The sequence below is a fragment of the Kitasatospora sp. NPDC088783 genome, assembly GCF_044750705.1.
GTDB lineage: Bacteria > Actinomycetota > Actinomycetes > Streptomycetales > Streptomycetaceae > Kitasatospora > Kitasatospora fiedleri.
In genome coordinates, this window is sequence record NZ_JBIVKJ010000013.1 from 153427 (window position 1) to 167637 (window position 14211).

13 protein-coding genes are annotated in these 14211 nt (G+C 75.0%); 11 read left to right on the top strand and 2 right to left on the bottom strand.

Going from position 1 to position 14211, the window contains the following annotated elements:
- The 6 genes from ACIP60_RS29935 to ACIP60_RS29960 all read left to right on the top strand — a co-directional run bounded on the left by ACIP60_RS29935 (position 1) and on the right by ACIP60_RS29960 (position 7005).
- A complete protein-coding gene (locus ACIP60_RS29935; RefSeq protein WP_400690125.1) occupies positions 1–1323 on the top strand; it encodes an O-antigen ligase family protein in 1323 nt (440 codons plus the stop codon).
- Complete coding sequence (locus ACIP60_RS29940) at positions 1320–3050, top strand: lipid II flippase MurJ (RefSeq protein ID WP_400690128.1); 1731 nt, start codon at positions 1320–1322, stop codon at positions 3048–3050. The genes ACIP60_RS29935 and ACIP60_RS29940 overlap by 4 nt, the downstream gene beginning before the upstream one ends.
- Positions 3040–3840, top strand: coding sequence for a polysaccharide deacetylase family protein (locus tag ACIP60_RS29945; protein ID WP_400690131.1), 801 nt, complete (start codon positions 3040–3042; stop codon positions 3838–3840). Before ACIP60_RS29940 ends, ACIP60_RS29945 begins: the two co-directional genes overlap by 11 nt.
- Entirely contained in the window at positions 3837–5072 is a 1236-nt protein-coding gene (locus ACIP60_RS29950; protein WP_400690134.1) for a glycosyltransferase, read from the top strand. Before ACIP60_RS29945 ends, ACIP60_RS29950 begins: the two co-directional genes overlap by 4 nt.
- Before the next feature lie 104 nt (positions 5073–5176).
- The gene (locus ACIP60_RS29955) at positions 5177–5833 is read left to right on the top strand and encodes a Wzz/FepE/Etk N-terminal domain-containing protein (protein ID WP_400690137.1); all 657 of its coding nucleotides are present in this window, start codon (positions 5177–5179) and stop codon (positions 5831–5833) included.
- Positions 5830–7005 (top strand): GNAT family N-acetyltransferase, encoded by a 1176-nt coding sequence (locus tag ACIP60_RS29960; RefSeq protein ID WP_400690139.1) that lies wholly within the window; start codon positions 5830–5832, stop codon positions 7003–7005. The genes ACIP60_RS29955 and ACIP60_RS29960 overlap by 4 nt, the downstream gene beginning before the upstream one ends.
- Here the strand turns inward: ACIP60_RS29960 and ACIP60_RS29965 are convergent.
- A complete protein-coding gene (locus ACIP60_RS29965) occupies positions 6982–8064 on the bottom strand; it encodes a glycoside hydrolase family 26 protein (RefSeq protein ID WP_400690142.1) in 1083 nt (360 codons plus the stop codon). The two genes, ACIP60_RS29960 and ACIP60_RS29965, sit on opposite strands and share 24 nt — an antisense overlap.
- A gap of 102 nt (positions 8065–8166) precedes the next feature.
- Positions 8167–9054: a neutral zinc metallopeptidase gene (locus tag ACIP60_RS29970; protein ID WP_400690145.1), complete on the bottom strand. Its 888-nt coding sequence runs from the start codon at positions 9052–9054 to the stop codon at positions 8167–8169.
- 198 nt (positions 9055–9252) lie between these two features.
- Here ACIP60_RS29970 and ACIP60_RS29975 point away from each other — a divergent pair, with 198 nt between their 5' ends.
- The 5 genes from ACIP60_RS29975 (at position 9253) to ACIP60_RS29995 (ending at position 14204) form a co-directional block, all read left to right on the top strand.
- Positions 9253–10167: a hypothetical protein gene (locus tag ACIP60_RS29975; protein WP_400690147.1), complete on the top strand. Its 915-nt coding sequence runs from the start codon at positions 9253–9255 to the stop codon at positions 10165–10167.
- A gap of 119 nt (positions 10168–10286) precedes the next feature.
- Entirely contained in the window at positions 10287–11885 is a 1599-nt protein-coding gene (locus tag ACIP60_RS29980) for an ABC-F family ATP-binding cassette domain-containing protein (protein ID WP_400690149.1), read from the top strand.
- Positions 11886–12281: 396 nt separating this feature from the next.
- Positions 12282–12515, top strand: a complete 234-nt coding sequence (locus ACIP60_RS29985) for a helix-turn-helix domain-containing protein (RefSeq protein ID WP_014138756.1) — start codon at positions 12282–12284, stop codon at positions 12513–12515.
- Between the two features lie 241 nt (positions 12516–12756).
- Entirely contained in the window at positions 12757–13557 is an 801-nt protein-coding gene (locus ACIP60_RS29990; protein WP_400690152.1) for an enoyl-CoA hydratase/isomerase family protein, read from the top strand.
- A 158-nt stretch (positions 13558–13715) separates the two neighbouring features.
- A complete protein-coding gene (locus ACIP60_RS29995; RefSeq protein WP_400690154.1) occupies positions 13716–14204 on the top strand; it encodes an Asp23/Gls24 family envelope stress response protein in 489 nt (162 codons plus the stop codon).
- The last annotated feature ends 7 nt before the right edge of the window (positions 14205–14211 follow it).

A 14211-nucleotide genomic window follows, 5' to 3' on the forward strand; every position in this document is an offset into this window, starting at 1 on the left:
ATGGCCATCGCCCTCCGACCGCCCCGCCCGGCAGCGTGGTCGGCCCGGATAGTCCCGGCCCGGCCGAGCTGGCTCGCGGCGGCCACCGTGCTGCTGGTGTGCGTGCCGACCGGGGAGAAGGACGTCGCCGCGGCCGTCCACGTCACCCCCGCCGACCTCGCCTCGCTGGCCCTGGTCGGCCTGATCGCCCTCGACCTGCTGCGCGGCCGGCTGCCCCGCCTCGACCCGGCCGTCTGCGCCCTGCTGGGCGCCGTGGTGCTGGCCGCCGCCGTCGCCACCGCGCACTCCATCGACCCGGCCGCCAGCCTGACCGGCTTCGTCCGGCTGGTGCAGATCTTCGTGCTGGTCCCGGCCGCGGTGCTGCTCGCCGTCCGCGACACCCTGGACCGGCGCCTGGTGCTCGGCTCCTTCGTGCTGGCCGCCCTGATCGAGGGCGCGGTCGGCGCCAACCAGTACCTGACCCGCACCGGCGCCTCCTACACCGGCGAGCCGATCCGGGCCGTCGGCACCTTCGGCGCGCTGGACGTCATGGCGATGTCCACCGTCGTCTCGTACGGGCTGCTGGCCGCCCTCGGCCTGGCCCTCGCCGAGCGCCGCCCCGGCGGCAACCGCTGGCTGCGCCGCGCGATGTGGGGCAGCGCCGCGTTCCTGGCCTTCCCGCTGGCGGTCTCGTTCAGCCGGGGCAGCTGGATCGCCACCGCCGTCGCCGCGAGCGTGCTGCTGCTGCGCGCCGACGCCCGGCTCGCGGTCCGGGGCGTGCTGGTCGGCGCCGCCGCCGCGGTGGTGCTGGTCGGCGGGCTCGGCCTCGGCGCCTCCGGCGTCACCGAGCGGCTCAGCTCGATCGGCTCGGTCTCCGCCGCCCCCGACCAGTCGGTCTCCGACCGCTACGACCTGTGGGCCACCGCCGGCCGGATCTGGCAGGACCACCCGGTGACCGGCGCCGGCCCCAAGGCGTTCCAGCAGCTGCGCGACAGCCACGCCCCGCTGCGGCTCTCCTCCGGCAGCGACGCCGCCGACTCCACCATCGGCTTCCGGCGCGAACCGCTGCTCTCCCCGCACAACATGTACTTCCTGGTGCTCAGCGAGCAGGGCCTGCTCGGCGCGGTCGCCTACCTCGCGCTCTTCCTCGCCCTGCTGCTCGGCTGCCTGCGCCGCGCCGCCGGCCCCGGCCTGGCCGCCCTCGCCCTGCTCTGCTGGGTGCTCTGGGACTTCCTCTACGCCGACATCGGCGGCACCACCACGGTGCTGACCTCCGTGGTCCTGGGCCTGGCCGCCCGCACCGCCTTCCCCGGACCCGACTCCCGTGAGGCGGCCGGCGCATGACGACCGAGCAGCCGGTGGCCGCGGCCCCCGCACCCGCCCCCACCGCCGTCCCCGCCCCGCGCCCCGGCCCGGCCGCCGAGCCCGCCCGGCGCGGCTTCCTGGCCAAGGCGTTCGGCGTCACCGCGCTGCTCAGCGCGGCCGGCTCCGGCCTCGGCCTGCTCCGCGACCTGCTGCTGGCCCGCTACTTCGGCGCCAACCAGGGCACCGACGCCTTCCTGGTCGCCTGGACGGTGCCGGAGACCGCCGCGCCGCTGCTGATCGAGGACGCGATGGCGTTCCTGATGGTGCCGGCCTTCAGCCTGGCCCTGGTGCTGCGCGAGGAGCGCCCCCACGGACCGGACCCGGTACGGCAGTTGACCCGCTCCACGCTGCCCTGGCTGCTGCTCGCGCTCTGCACCCTCTCCGGCGGGGTCGCGCTCGGCGCGCCGCAACTGGTCGACCTGCTCGCCCCCGGCCTGGCCGACCCGCAGCTCGCCGTCACCTGCACCCGGATCACCGCGCTCACCATCCTGCCGTTCGGCGTCGCCGGGTACCTGGCCTCCGCGCTGCGCGCCCTGCACTCCTTCACCGCGCCCGCCGTCATCTACGTGATGTACAACCTGGGCATCCTGGCGCTGCTGCTCAGCGGCCACCGGCTGCTCGGGGTGCGCTCCGCGGCGATCGGCGTCGCGGTCGGCAGCGCGCTGATGGCCGGCGTGCTGCTGCTGCCGTTCGCCCGCCGGCTGCGCTCCGGCGGACGGCGGCGCGGGCTGCGCCGGGGCGCGGCCCGCCGGCTGGTGCTGATCCCGCTGGCGCTGCTGCCGGTGGCCGCGTTCACGCTGACCCGGCAGGCCCAGGTCTTCATCGAGCGCTACCTCGGCTCCGCCCTGCCGCCCGGCACCATCTCGCACCTCAACTACGCGGCGAAGGTCAGCCAGTTGGCGATGACCTCGGCGATCCTGATCGTCACCGTGACCTTCCCGGTGGTGGCCCGGGCGATGGCCGCCGGGGACTTCACGGCGGCCCGCGACCGGGTCGAGAAGGACCTCGGGCAGGCCGCCGCGCTGGTCCTGCTGGGCACCGCCTTCCTGATGGCCTGCGCCCCCGCGCTGGTCGCCCTGCTGTTCCAGCGCGGCGCGTTCGGCCCGGCCGACACCTCCGCCACCGCCGCCGTGATCCGGGTCTACTCCTTCGGGCTGCCCGCGCAGGCCATGATCGGCGTGATGGTCCGGCCGTACTTCTGCGTCCGCCCGGTGGTGCGCCGCGCCGACGTCCCGCGCGCCGAGGGCGACCGGATCACCTGGCTGGACTGGTACCCGGTCGGCGCGATGCTGCTCGGCCTGGCCGTCACCGTCGCGGTCGGCGTCGGCGCCACCCCGCACTTCGGGGCGCTCGGCCTGGCCGCGGGCAACGCCGCGGGCATCACCACCACCGCGGCGCTGCTGATGCGCGGCCTGATGCTGCGCGGCGTCGCGCTCCGGCTGCCCCTGGTGCTCGGCGGCCAGGCCCGACTGCTGGCCGCCGCCGTCGCCGCCGCCGGGCTCGGCGCGCTGGCCGCCCGCACCGCCGCCGGACCGCTGCCCGCCGCGCTGCTCGGCGGCACCACCGTCCTGCTGTCCTTCGCCGCCCTCGGAGCGCTGTTCGGCGCCGCCGAGGTGCGCGGCCCGGTGCTCGGACTGCTGGCCCGGGCCCGCCGGCCGCAGCCCACCCCGTCCACCGCTGACGAAGGGAAGCCGCATGGCCGCTGATCCCCGCCTGCCGGCCCAGGCACTCGCGCCCAGGCTCGCGCCCTGGATCCTGATGTACCACTCGGTGGCAGAGGAGGACGAGGACCCGTACCTGCTCACCGTCTCCCCCGAGCGGTTCGCCGAACAGATGGACTGGCTGCACCGCACCGGCCGGCGCGGCGTCAGCGTCCGCGAACTGCTGGCCGCGCAGGCCCGCGGCCGGGAGGCCCGGCTGGTCGGCCTGACCTTCGACGACGGCTACGCCGACTTCGCCCGGCACGCCGTCCCGGTGCTGCGCGAGTACGGCTTCACCGCCACCGCGTACGTCGTCCCCGACCTGCTCGGCAGCGAGAACGGCTGGGACGCCGAGGGGCCGCGCAAGAAGCTGCTGACGGTCGAGCAGGTCGCCGAACTGGCCCGGTCCGGCTGGGAGATCGGCTCGCACGGGCTCGGCCACCAGGCGCTGCCCGGCCTGTCCCCGGCCGCCCTGGAGCGGCAGACCGCGGACAGCCGGCGCTCCCTGGAGGACCTGGTCGGCGGCCCGGTCACCGGCTTCTGCTACCCGTACGGCGCGGTCGACCTGCCCGCCACCCGGGCGGTCCGGGACGCCGGGTACGACTACGCCTGCGCCATCGACCACTCCTGGCTGACCGGCCGGCACGCCCTGCCGCGCTGCTACGTCGGCGACCGGGACGGGGCCTGGCGGCTGCGCGCCAAGCACAGCCGGCACCGCTGGCGGGACGCCGTCACCGGGCTGCGCTGGGCCCCGCCGAAGTCCGCGCCGAAGGCCGTCGCGGGGGAGCCCCGATGAGAGTCCTGCACGTGGTCACCGGCCTGCACGCGGGCGGCGCCGAACGCCAGCTCGCCCTGCTGCTGCGGCACCTGCCGGCCGACCAGGAGCACGAGGTGGCCGCGCTGACCGGCCCCGGCGCGGTCGCCCGGGAGCTGCGCGCCGACGGCTTCACCGTCCACCACCTCGACATGCGCGGCAACCGCGACCTCGCGGTGCTGCCCCGGCTCACCCGGCTGATCCGCTCCGGCCGCTACGACCTGGTGCACACCCACCTGTACCGGGCCATGCTGTACGGCCGCCTCGCCGCCCGGCTGGCCGGCGTCCGCGCGGTGATCGCCACCGAGCACTCGCTGCAGTCCGGCGTGATCGAGGGCCGGCCCACCTCGCGCGGCGTCAAGGCGCTCTACCTGGGCGCCGAACGGCTCGGCAGCACCACCCTGGCGGTCTCCGGCCAGGTCGCCGGGGTGCTCGGCGAGTGGGGCGTGCCGGCCGAGCGGGTCCGGCTGCTGCCCAACGGGGTGGACGCCGCCCGGTACCGCTTCACCCCCACCGCCCGGGCCGCCCACCGCGGCCGGCTGCGGGCCCAACTCGGCCTGCCGATCGGCGCGTTCGTGATCGGCGCGGTGGGCCGGCTGGTGCCCGGCAAGCGCTTCCACGTCCCGTTGGAGGCGCTGGCCCGGCTGCCCGACGCCCGGCTGCTGCTGATCGGCGAGGGCCCCGAGCGCGCCGCGCTGCTCGACCGCGCGGCCCGGCTCGGCGTCCGCGACCGCCTGGTGCTCACCGGCGAGCGCGACGACGTGCCCGAACTGCTCACCGCCGTCGACGTCCTGGTCTCCCCGTCCCGCGAGGAGACCTTCGGACTGGCCGCCCTGGAGGGGCTGGCCGCCGGGCTCCCGCTGCTGCACTCGGCCTGTCCGGCGCTGGCCGAACTGCCCGCCGCCGCGGCCCCGCACGCCCGCCTGCTGCCCTCCGAACCCGAGCCGTACGCCCGGGAGCTGGCCCTGCTGGCGACCACCCGGCCGGGCCCGTTCCCGGTCCCGCCCGCCGTCGCGCACTACGACATCGCCCGGATCGCGACCGAACTGGCCGCCCTCTACCGCGAGTCGGTCGGCCCCCAGCCGGCCGCCCCCGTGGTGCCCGCCCCGGCCGCCCCCCGCACCGGGCGGGCGCCCGCCGACCCCCCGCCCCGCGGCCGCTCCCGGCGGGCGGCCGCGACCCCCTCCGGCCGGCGGCGGCAGCCCGGTGGCTGACCCCGGCGCCCGCCCCCGCCCCGCCGCCCGCCCCGGGCGCTCCGCCGGGCGCCGCGCGGCCGCGCACTGAACCGTTCACCCCTTCGACCCTCCTGGAGTCACCGATGCCCGAACCACGCCGCGGCGCCCGTGCGCTGGCCCGCCGATGGTGGCCGCTGGCCCTCGCCGTCCCGCTCGGTGCGGCGGCCGGGGCCGGCTACGCCGTCGTCTCGCACCCCAGCTACTCGGCCAGCTCCTACGTGGTGGTCGTGCCGAACAACCCCGGCGAGAACGCCACCGCCGTCAACTTCGCCCAGGCGTACGGCCGGCTGACCGGCCAGCCGCAGGTGCTGATCGGGGCCGCCGCCGAGACCGGCCACACGGTGACCACGCTGGCCGGGCTGGTCCGCGGCACCACCTCCCCGGACGCCCCGATGATCGAGATCACCGGGACCGCCGCCCGCGGCGAGGAGGCGGTGAAGAACGCCGACGCGGTCGCCAGGTCGCTGATCGCGTTCGGCAACACCAGCAGCAAGGAGACCGGCGTCCGGCTGGTCCCGCTGGCCCCCGCCGCCGAGCCCGACGCCCCGGCCTCCCCGTCCGCGAGCCTGGACACCGCGGTCGGCGCCGCCGCCGGCGTGCTGGTCGGCGCCCTGGTGATGCTCACCCGCCGCAAGCCGGGCCCCGCCGCGGAAGCCGCCGGGGCCGACGCGAGCGCGCTGCCCGCCCAGGCCGAGGCCGCGCCGGCCGCGCAGACCCGCGAACCGGCGGCCGTCCGGTGAAGCTCCACCAGCGGCGCGGCCCCCGGGTGCCCGCCCAGCCGGCCCGCGACGCCGCCGACCGGGAGCGCTGGACGGCCGAGGTGCTGCGCGCCGACGACGCCCTGGACCGGCTCGCCGACGACTGGGACGACCTGCACCGCCGCTGCGCCACCGCCACCTCCTTCCAGGCCGCGCCCTGGCTGCGCTCCTGGTGGCGCCGGTACGGCCGCCCCGGCGGGCTGGTGCTGGTGCTGGTCCGCCGCGACGGCCGGCTGGTCGGGGCCGCCGCGCTGCGCCGCCGCGGCCCGTTCGGCGGGCTGACCAACCTGGGCGCGGGCCTGGTCGACTTCACCGACGTGCTGCTCGACGACGACTGCGCCGACCGGGCCGCCGCCGAACTGGCCGCCGCCCTGCCGCTGCGCCGCCCCTGGCACAGCCTGGAGCTGCGCGAGGTGCACCCGTCGGCGGCCGTGCAGCGGGTGTACGCGCACTGGCGGGGCCGTCGGCACCGGTTCGCCGACTCGCTCTGCCAGTACTTGCCGGCCGTGCCGATGGACGAGCTGCTCAAGCGGCTGCCCGGCAAGACCGCCCAGCGCAGCCGGGTCAAGCTCCGCAAGATCGCCAACTCGGGGGTGCGGGTGCACTCCGCGACCCCCGAGGAAGTCCCGTACACGGTCGGCGAGTTGCTGCGCCTGCACATGCTCCAGTGGCAGGACCGCGGGGTCACCCCGGAGCACCGCACCGCGCGCTTCGCCGAGCACCTGACCGAGTCGACCACCGGCCTGGTGGCGACCGGCCGGGCCGCGATACACCGGTTCGAGCTGGACGGCGAGGTGGTGGCGGTGAACCTGGTGATCCTCTGCGCCCCGTTCGGCGGCCTCTACATGTACGGCGCGCACCCCGGGCTCCGGGAGAAGCTGGACATCGCCGGCCTGCTGTTCGGCGCCGCCCTGGACGAGGTCCGCGCGGCCGGCATCCCGCAGCTCAGCCTGCTGCGCGGCCAGGAGCCGTACAAGCAGCGCTGGCGCCCGGACCGGCTGTCCAACCAGCGCCTGGTGCTCGGCCCCGGCCGGCTCGCCCCCGCCGCCGCCGCCCGCGCCCTGCGGGTCCGGGCCCGGATCGCCGCCGTGCACCTGCTGCGCACCCGGATGCCGAAGCTGAAGGAGGCGCTAGCGCGGCGGCGCCTGCGGTGAGTTCTTCACCGGCCCGAGCGCCCCGGAGGAGCCCGACATCAGCTGCCGGTACACCGCCGCCGACTTCGGGTTGTCCTTGCACTGCCAGAAGCCGTGCGGGCAGTAGTCGGTGACCGTCTGGTAGGCGGTGTCGTGGGTGCGCATCCACTCCACCATCCGCCGGACGAACTCCGGGTTGTCGCCGTTGCGGAACAGCCCCCACTCCGGGTAGGACACCGGCTTGCCGCGCTTGGCGGCGAACTCCACCTGGTCCTGCAGCCCGTACGGCTCGGAGACGTACTCGTCGAAGGTGCCGCCCGCGGGCTGGTCGTAGCTGTCCATGCCGATGATGTCGACCACGTCGTCGCCCGGGTAGCAGCGCGTCCAGGGGATGGCGTCCAGCCCGCGGGTGGGGGTGAAGTCGAAGGAGAAGCGCTGGCCGGGCACCGAGCGCATCACGCCGACGATCCGCCGCCAGTACGCCTTCCAGGCCGTCGGGTCGGGCTTGCAGCGCGAGGTGTAGGTGACGCCGTTCATCTCCCAGCCCAGGGTGATGACGGTGTCGCCGCCGCCGAAGGCCACCAGCTTCCGGGCCAGCCGCAGGAAGTGCTGGTCGAACTCGCCCTGGTTGCCGCGGGCCAGCAGCCGGGACACCTCGGCGTCCGGCACGTTGCCCTCGTTGGGGACGAGCATCGGCACGCCGAGCACCAGCCGCCGCCCCGGGTCGGACTGCCGCCACTGCGACCAGAGGCCGAGCACCAGCGGCTCGCCCTCGATGTCCTGCCACCCGTTGCCCGCCAGGTAGGTGTGGCCGACCTGTAGGTTGGCGTTGTTCAGCCAGGAGGCCATCCGGGCGATGTTCGGGATGTAGCTGTCCCAGGAGCCGACGAAGGCGCCGAACGGCACCTCGTGCACCGCCCGCTGCACCACCGGACGGGGCGCCGCGCCGCGCGGCTGGATGGCGTCAGAGGAGAGCGCCGCGTGGCGCTCGGTCTGGCTCAGCGGCGTGCCCGAGGGCACGCTCGCGGTGGTCACCAGCAGCAGCGCGGCGGCGGCCAGGGTCAGGCGGCCGAGACGCATGGGATCTCCGTGGGTCCAGGGTCGATTCCGGCCTCAGGAGCCTAGCCTGACGGACCGTCATAAATGCCCCAAGTCACCCCAACGGGTCAAGCGGGGGGCCGGTCAGCCGAAGGTGTTGCAACTGGCCGGGTCGCCGCTGCGGTAGCCGGTCGTGAACCACTGCTGGCGCTGCGCCGAGGAGCCGTGCGTCCAGGTCTCCGGGTTGCTGCGTCCGGTGGCCCGCTGCTGGATCCGGTCGTCGCCCACCGAGCCGGCGGCGTCCAGGGCCAGCGCGATGTCCTGGTCGGTCAGCTGGGTGATCAGCGGCCGCCCGGTGGAGGGCTGCGGGGTGGTGGTGGCGTGGTGCGTCCACACCCCCGCGTAGCAGTCGGCCTGCAGCTCCAGCTTGACCGAGCCGCTGTCCGCGCCCTGCCGGTCGCCGCCGACCTTGGCCGTGGTGCCCAGCAGGTCCTGCACGTGGTGCCCGTACTCGTGCGCCACCACGTACGCCTCGGCGAACGGCCCGCCCTTGGCGCCCAGCTGCCGGGTCATGTCGTCGAAGAAGCCCAGGTCGAAGTAGGCCTTGCCGTCGCCGGGGCAGTAGAACGGCCCGACCGCGGAGGTCGCCGTGCCGCAGGCGGTGGCGACCCGGTCGGTGAACAGCACGGTGGGCGCCTGGCGGTAGCTCCGGCCCTCGGACGTGAAGTCGGCCTGCCAGTAGGTCTGGACGCTGTTGACCACGGCCAGGATCCGGCAGTCCTGCCGCTTGTTGGCGTCCGCGCCGGTCTTGCAGGCCGAGGCCAGCTGGGCGGAGCTGGTGGCCTGGCCGACCGGCGGCGCGGCCGGCTGGGAGGAGCCGCCGAACATGCCCGGGTCCACCCCGAACAGCAGCGCCACGACGAGCCCGAGCAGGCCGACCACCCCGCCGCCGACCGCCAGTCCGCCGCCGGGGATGCCGCGCCGGTCCTGCACCTGTGAGCTGTCGAGCTGAGCATCGTCGTCAAACTGCATTCCGTCTCACCTCTGTAACAGTCCGTGGGCCCACCGCAGGCGTACCCTAACCGGCCGCAGGCATGCGCCCGGTCCGCTGCCCCGCAGGTCGGGCGGGGTCGTGTCGGACCCGGATAAAGGTAGGGACCGGTGACACGCCCGAGCGGGCGGCCGGTAAACCCCGGGCCCCCGCCAGCACCCGCCGGATAAACTCCGCGGGTGTCCTTCAACCCGCTGCGAAGCCTGTCGCCGAGATCGGTCCTGCCCGCCGCCGCCGCTCTGCTGGTCCTCGCGGCCGGTGCGGCGGCCCACGCCAACCGGCCCGAGCCGTTCGGCGACCGGGTGGTCCCCGGCGCGGCGGACGCCAGCCCGGTGAGCGCGCAGTCGACCGGCGCGGCGCAGGCGGACCTCCAGGTCGGCCCCGGTGTGGAGGCCTACTCGCCGACCACCGGCGAGCGGCTGTGGTCCTACCGCCGCGAGGGTGCCACCGCGCTGCACCTGGTCCGGGTCGGCCAGGACGCCGTGGTGGTCTGGGACGACGGCATGGTCACCGCGGTCGACACCACCGACCACTCGGTGCGCTGGCACCGCGGCTTCCCCGGCCTGGCCGACTGGCTGCGCGCCGACGGCGAGCCGGGCGCGGACACCCGCACCGAGGACGAGCGCGCGCAGCTCATGCTCCAGCGCGCCGCCGACGCCCTGCACCCGTCCGACGACAAGGTCAACGACGCGTTCGTGACGGTGGTCACCCCCGGCCTGCTGATGGGCTTCCGCGAGCGCGACGGCGACCTGCGCTTCAACTCCCGCCCCCCGGCGGGCTGCACCTTCGACCCGGTGCGCACCGCGCAGACCGACGACGCGGTGCTGGTGCCCCGGCTGTGCCCGGCCGCCACCGCCGCCGCGGCCCGCCAGCAGCCCGGCGGCGTCATGGTGTTCTCGCTCACCGACCACGGCAACTTCCTCAGCACCGGCCCCGACGTGGTGCTGCGCCGGCTGGACGGCCACCGGGTCTCGGTCGAGGACGGCCCGGTGATCGGCAGCTGGGTCTACGACACCGCCCTGGGCCTGCGCGAGGCCGCCTGCGGCACCGCCGGGGCCCCGTTCGCCGCGGCCCGCCCGTCCTGCGCGAAGTGACCCCCCGGGGCCCGGCCGGCACCGCCCGCCGGCCGGGCCCGGAAAAGGCCTTCCCGCCCTCCCGTAGACTTGGGCCCAATGGCTGAGTGCCATAGCCACGTCGAGGAGAGACCCCAGCCATGATTTCCGCGAACGCCCTGGAGCTTCGTGCCGGTGCCCGCATCCTGATCGAGTCCGCCAGCTTCCGGATCGCCCCGGGCGACCGGATCGGCCTGGTCGGCCGCAACGGCGCGGGCAAGACCACCCTGACGAAGGTGCTGGCCGGCGAGGGCATCCCGGCCGGCGGCACGGTCACCTCCTCCGGCGAGGTCGGCTACCTCCCGCAGGACCCGCGCACCGGGGACCTCGACGTCCTCGCCCGGGACCGCATCCTGTCCGCCCGCGGCCTCGACAGCGTGCTCAGGAAGATGCGCGAGAACGAGGAGCGGATGGCCAACGGCAAGGGCGCCACCCGCGACAACGCGATGAAGAAGTACGCCCGGCTGGAGACCGAGTTCCTCACCAAGGGCGGCTACGCCGCCGAGGCCGAGGCCGCCACCATCGCCGCCGCGCTCGGCCTGCCGGACCGCATCCTGGGCCAGGAGCTGCACACCCTCTCCGGCGGCCAGCGCCGCCGGGTCGAGCTGGCCCGGATCCTCTTCTCGGACGCGGACATCCTGCTGCTCGACGAGCCCACCAACCACCTCGACGCGGACTCCATCGCCTGGCTGCGGGACTTCCTGAAGACCTACAAGGGCGGCTTCATCGTCATCTCGCACGACGTCGACCTGGTCGAGACGGTCGTCAACAAGGTCTTCTACCTGGACGCCAACCGCTCCGCGATCGACATCTACAACATGGGCTGGAAGCAGTACCAGCAGCAGCGCGAGGACGACGAGAAGCGCCGCAAGCGCGAGCGGGCCAACGCGGAGAAGAAGGCCGCGACGCTCAACTCGCAGGCCGACAAGATGCGCGCCAAGGCCACCAAGACGGTCGCCGCGCAGAACATGGCCCGCCGCGCCGAGAAGCTGCTCTCCGGCCTGGAGCAGGTCCGGGCCTCCGACAAGGTCGCCAAGCTGCGCTTCCCCGACCCGGCCCCGTGCGGCAAGACCCCGCTGACGGCCGAGGGCCTGTCGAAGTCCTACGGCTCGCTGGAGATCTTCACCGACGTGGGCCTGGCGATCGACCGCGGCTCCCGGGTCGTCATCCTCGGCCTCAACGGCGCGGGCAAGACCACCCTGCTGCGGATGCTGGCCGGCGTGGAGCAGCCGGACACCGGCGAGGTGATCCCGGGCCACGGCCTGAAGATCGGCTACTACGCGCAGGAGCACGAGACGCTCGACCCCGAGCGCAGCGTGCTGGAGAACATGCGCTCCTCCGCGCCGGACACCGACCTGGTGCAGATCCGCAAGATCCTCGGCTCCTTCCTGTTCTCCGGGGACGACGTGGACAAGCCGGCCGGCGTGCTCTCCGGCGGCGAGAAGACCCGGCTCGCGCTGGCCTCGCTGGTGGTCTCCAGCGCCAACGTGCTGCTGCTCGACGAGCCGACCAACAACCTCGACCCGGCCAGCCGCGAGGAGATCCTCGGCGCGCTGCGCACCTTCACCGGCGCGGTCGTCCTGGTCACCCACGACGAGGGCGCGGTGGAGGCGCTCCAGCCGGAGCGGATCATCCTGCTGCCGGACGGCGTCGAGGACCTGTGGAGCCCGGCCTACCACGACCTGGTCTCGCTGGCCTGACCCGCCCGTCGGCCCGCACCGCCCGCCGGCCGGTCCGGCCCCGTTCCGGCCGCCCCGTCTCCGGGCCCCGCACGGACCTCGCGCGTAGACGCGGGGTCCGTCGCCGGTACGAGGAGAACTCATCCCCCGTCCCGTCCGGGAACACCGTGAGGACCGCCGCCGTTTTCCGTGTCGGAGCGCGCGGTTTGCCCGCTGACGGTCCGGGCTGATCAGCGGATTCGCTCGGCGGAGCGAACGGTGCGGGGGCGTGCACACCCTCCGTGAGCGCCCTGGTGCGGAGCGCGCACCACCGCTCGACCCCGCTTTCCCGTGACGGACCTTGTCGAATGGGTGGCCAGGAACCGGGCAATGGGTGATCATGGGAATCTGACCGATCACCTCTACGAGGAGGCACGGGTGGCCGAGACTCTGAAAAAGGGCAGCCGGGTAACAGGTGCCGCGCGTGAGAAGCTCGCGGCCGATCTCAAGAAGAAGTACGACTCCGGGGCGAGCATCCGCGCTCTCGCGGAGGAGACAGGCCGGTCCTACGGCTTCGTCCACCGCATGCTCAGCGAGTCCGGGGTCAACCTCCGGGGCCGTGGCGGCGCCACCCGCGGCAAGGGCAAGGCCGCTGCCGCTGCCGGTTCCTGACGGTCCGTCACCTCGGGCGGGCGGCACCCGAGCAGCTCCGGCCGCCCACGGCTCACCATCACGCTGCTCGCCATGCACGACGCTCCACAACGGATCGGCGGCCGGGTCATCCCGAGCCGCCGACCGCCGTTTCCGGACCCCTTCGCGGCCGTTCCTGTACGGGGATCGGCCGCTTTGTTACCCTCCAGTAGCCCGTCGGGGTCGGCGGGCGCCCCTGCCCTGCCGCTGGAAGGTAACCGCCATGAGCACCGACATCCCCGACGCCGACCGCACCGCGTGGGAGAAGGCGGGCGTCCGCCTGGACCTGGACGGCGAACTCGCCACCGTCACCCTCTGTGACCCCGCCCGCCGCAACGCCCAGACCCCCGCGATGTGGCGCGCCCTCGCGGGCGTCGGCCGCGCCCTGCCCGGGAACGTCCGGGCCGTGCTGCTCCGCGGCGAGGGCAGCTCCTTCTCGGCCGGCCTCGACCGCGCCATGTTCACCCCCGAGGGCATCCCCGGCGAGCCCTCCTTCCTCGGCCTCGCCGCCTCCTCCGACACCGAGCTGGACGCCACCATCGCCTTCTACCAGGAAGCCTTCACCTGGTGGCGCCGCGCCGACCTGGTCACCGTCGCCGCCGTCCAGGGCCACGCGATCGGCGCGGGCTTCCAGCTCGCCCTCGCCTGCGACCTGCGGGTGGTCGCCGAGGACGTCCAGTTCGCCATGAAGGAGACCTCCCTCGGCCTGGTCCCCGACCTCACCGGCACCAAGCCGCTCACCGAACTCGTCGGCTACGCCCGCGCGTTGGAGATCTGCGCCACCGGCCGCCGGATCAGCGCGGACGAGGCGGTCGCCGTCGGCCTGGCCAACCTGGCCGTCCCCCTCGGCGACCTCGAGGCCGCCGCCGCCGACCTGATCGCCGCCCTGCTGGCCGCCCCGCGCAGCGCCGTGATCGAGACCAAGGCGCTGCTGCGCGGCGCCATCGACCGCACCTACGACCAGCAGCGCGCCGCCGAGCGCGAGGCGCAGGCGCGCCGGCTCCGGGACCTCGCCGGGCGCTGACCCGGAGCGGACGGCCGGAACGGGGGCACGGGGGGTACGGGGCGGCGCGGCTCCCCGTGCCCCCATCTGTAGGTATCCGCGGTGCGTGGCGCGCGGCGAAATGCCAGGCTTGAGGTGATGTGCGGTATAGCTGGTGTCGAAACGTCAGGAGACCCGAGATGACGCAGCCCCACACCCCCAGCCCTGCGGACCTGCAGAAGGACGCGCCGGAGAACCGCCCGAGCGGCGAGCGCGGCAGTACCTCCCTCGCCGTCGGCGTGGTGGAGAAGATCGCCGGCATGGCCGCCCGGGAGGTCGCCGGCATCCACGCGCTGGGGACCGGGTTCTCCCGGACGTTCGGCGCGATGCGGGACCGGGTGCCGGGTTCCGGTTCGAAGTCCGGCGTGAGCCGCGGGATCAAGGCGGAGGTCGGCGAGAAGCAGGCCGCCATCGACATCGCGCTGGTGGTCGAGTACGGGGTGGTGATCCCCAAGCTGGCCTCCGAGGTCCGCCGGGACATCATCGAGGCGGTCGAGCGGATGACCGGCCTGGAGGTGGTCGAGGTGAACATCGCCGTGAACGACGTCCACCTGCCCGACGACCCCGACGACGACGAGGAGGACGACGACGACTCGTCGTCCTCCGGCAAGCGCCCCCGCGTGCAGTGAGTGTTGA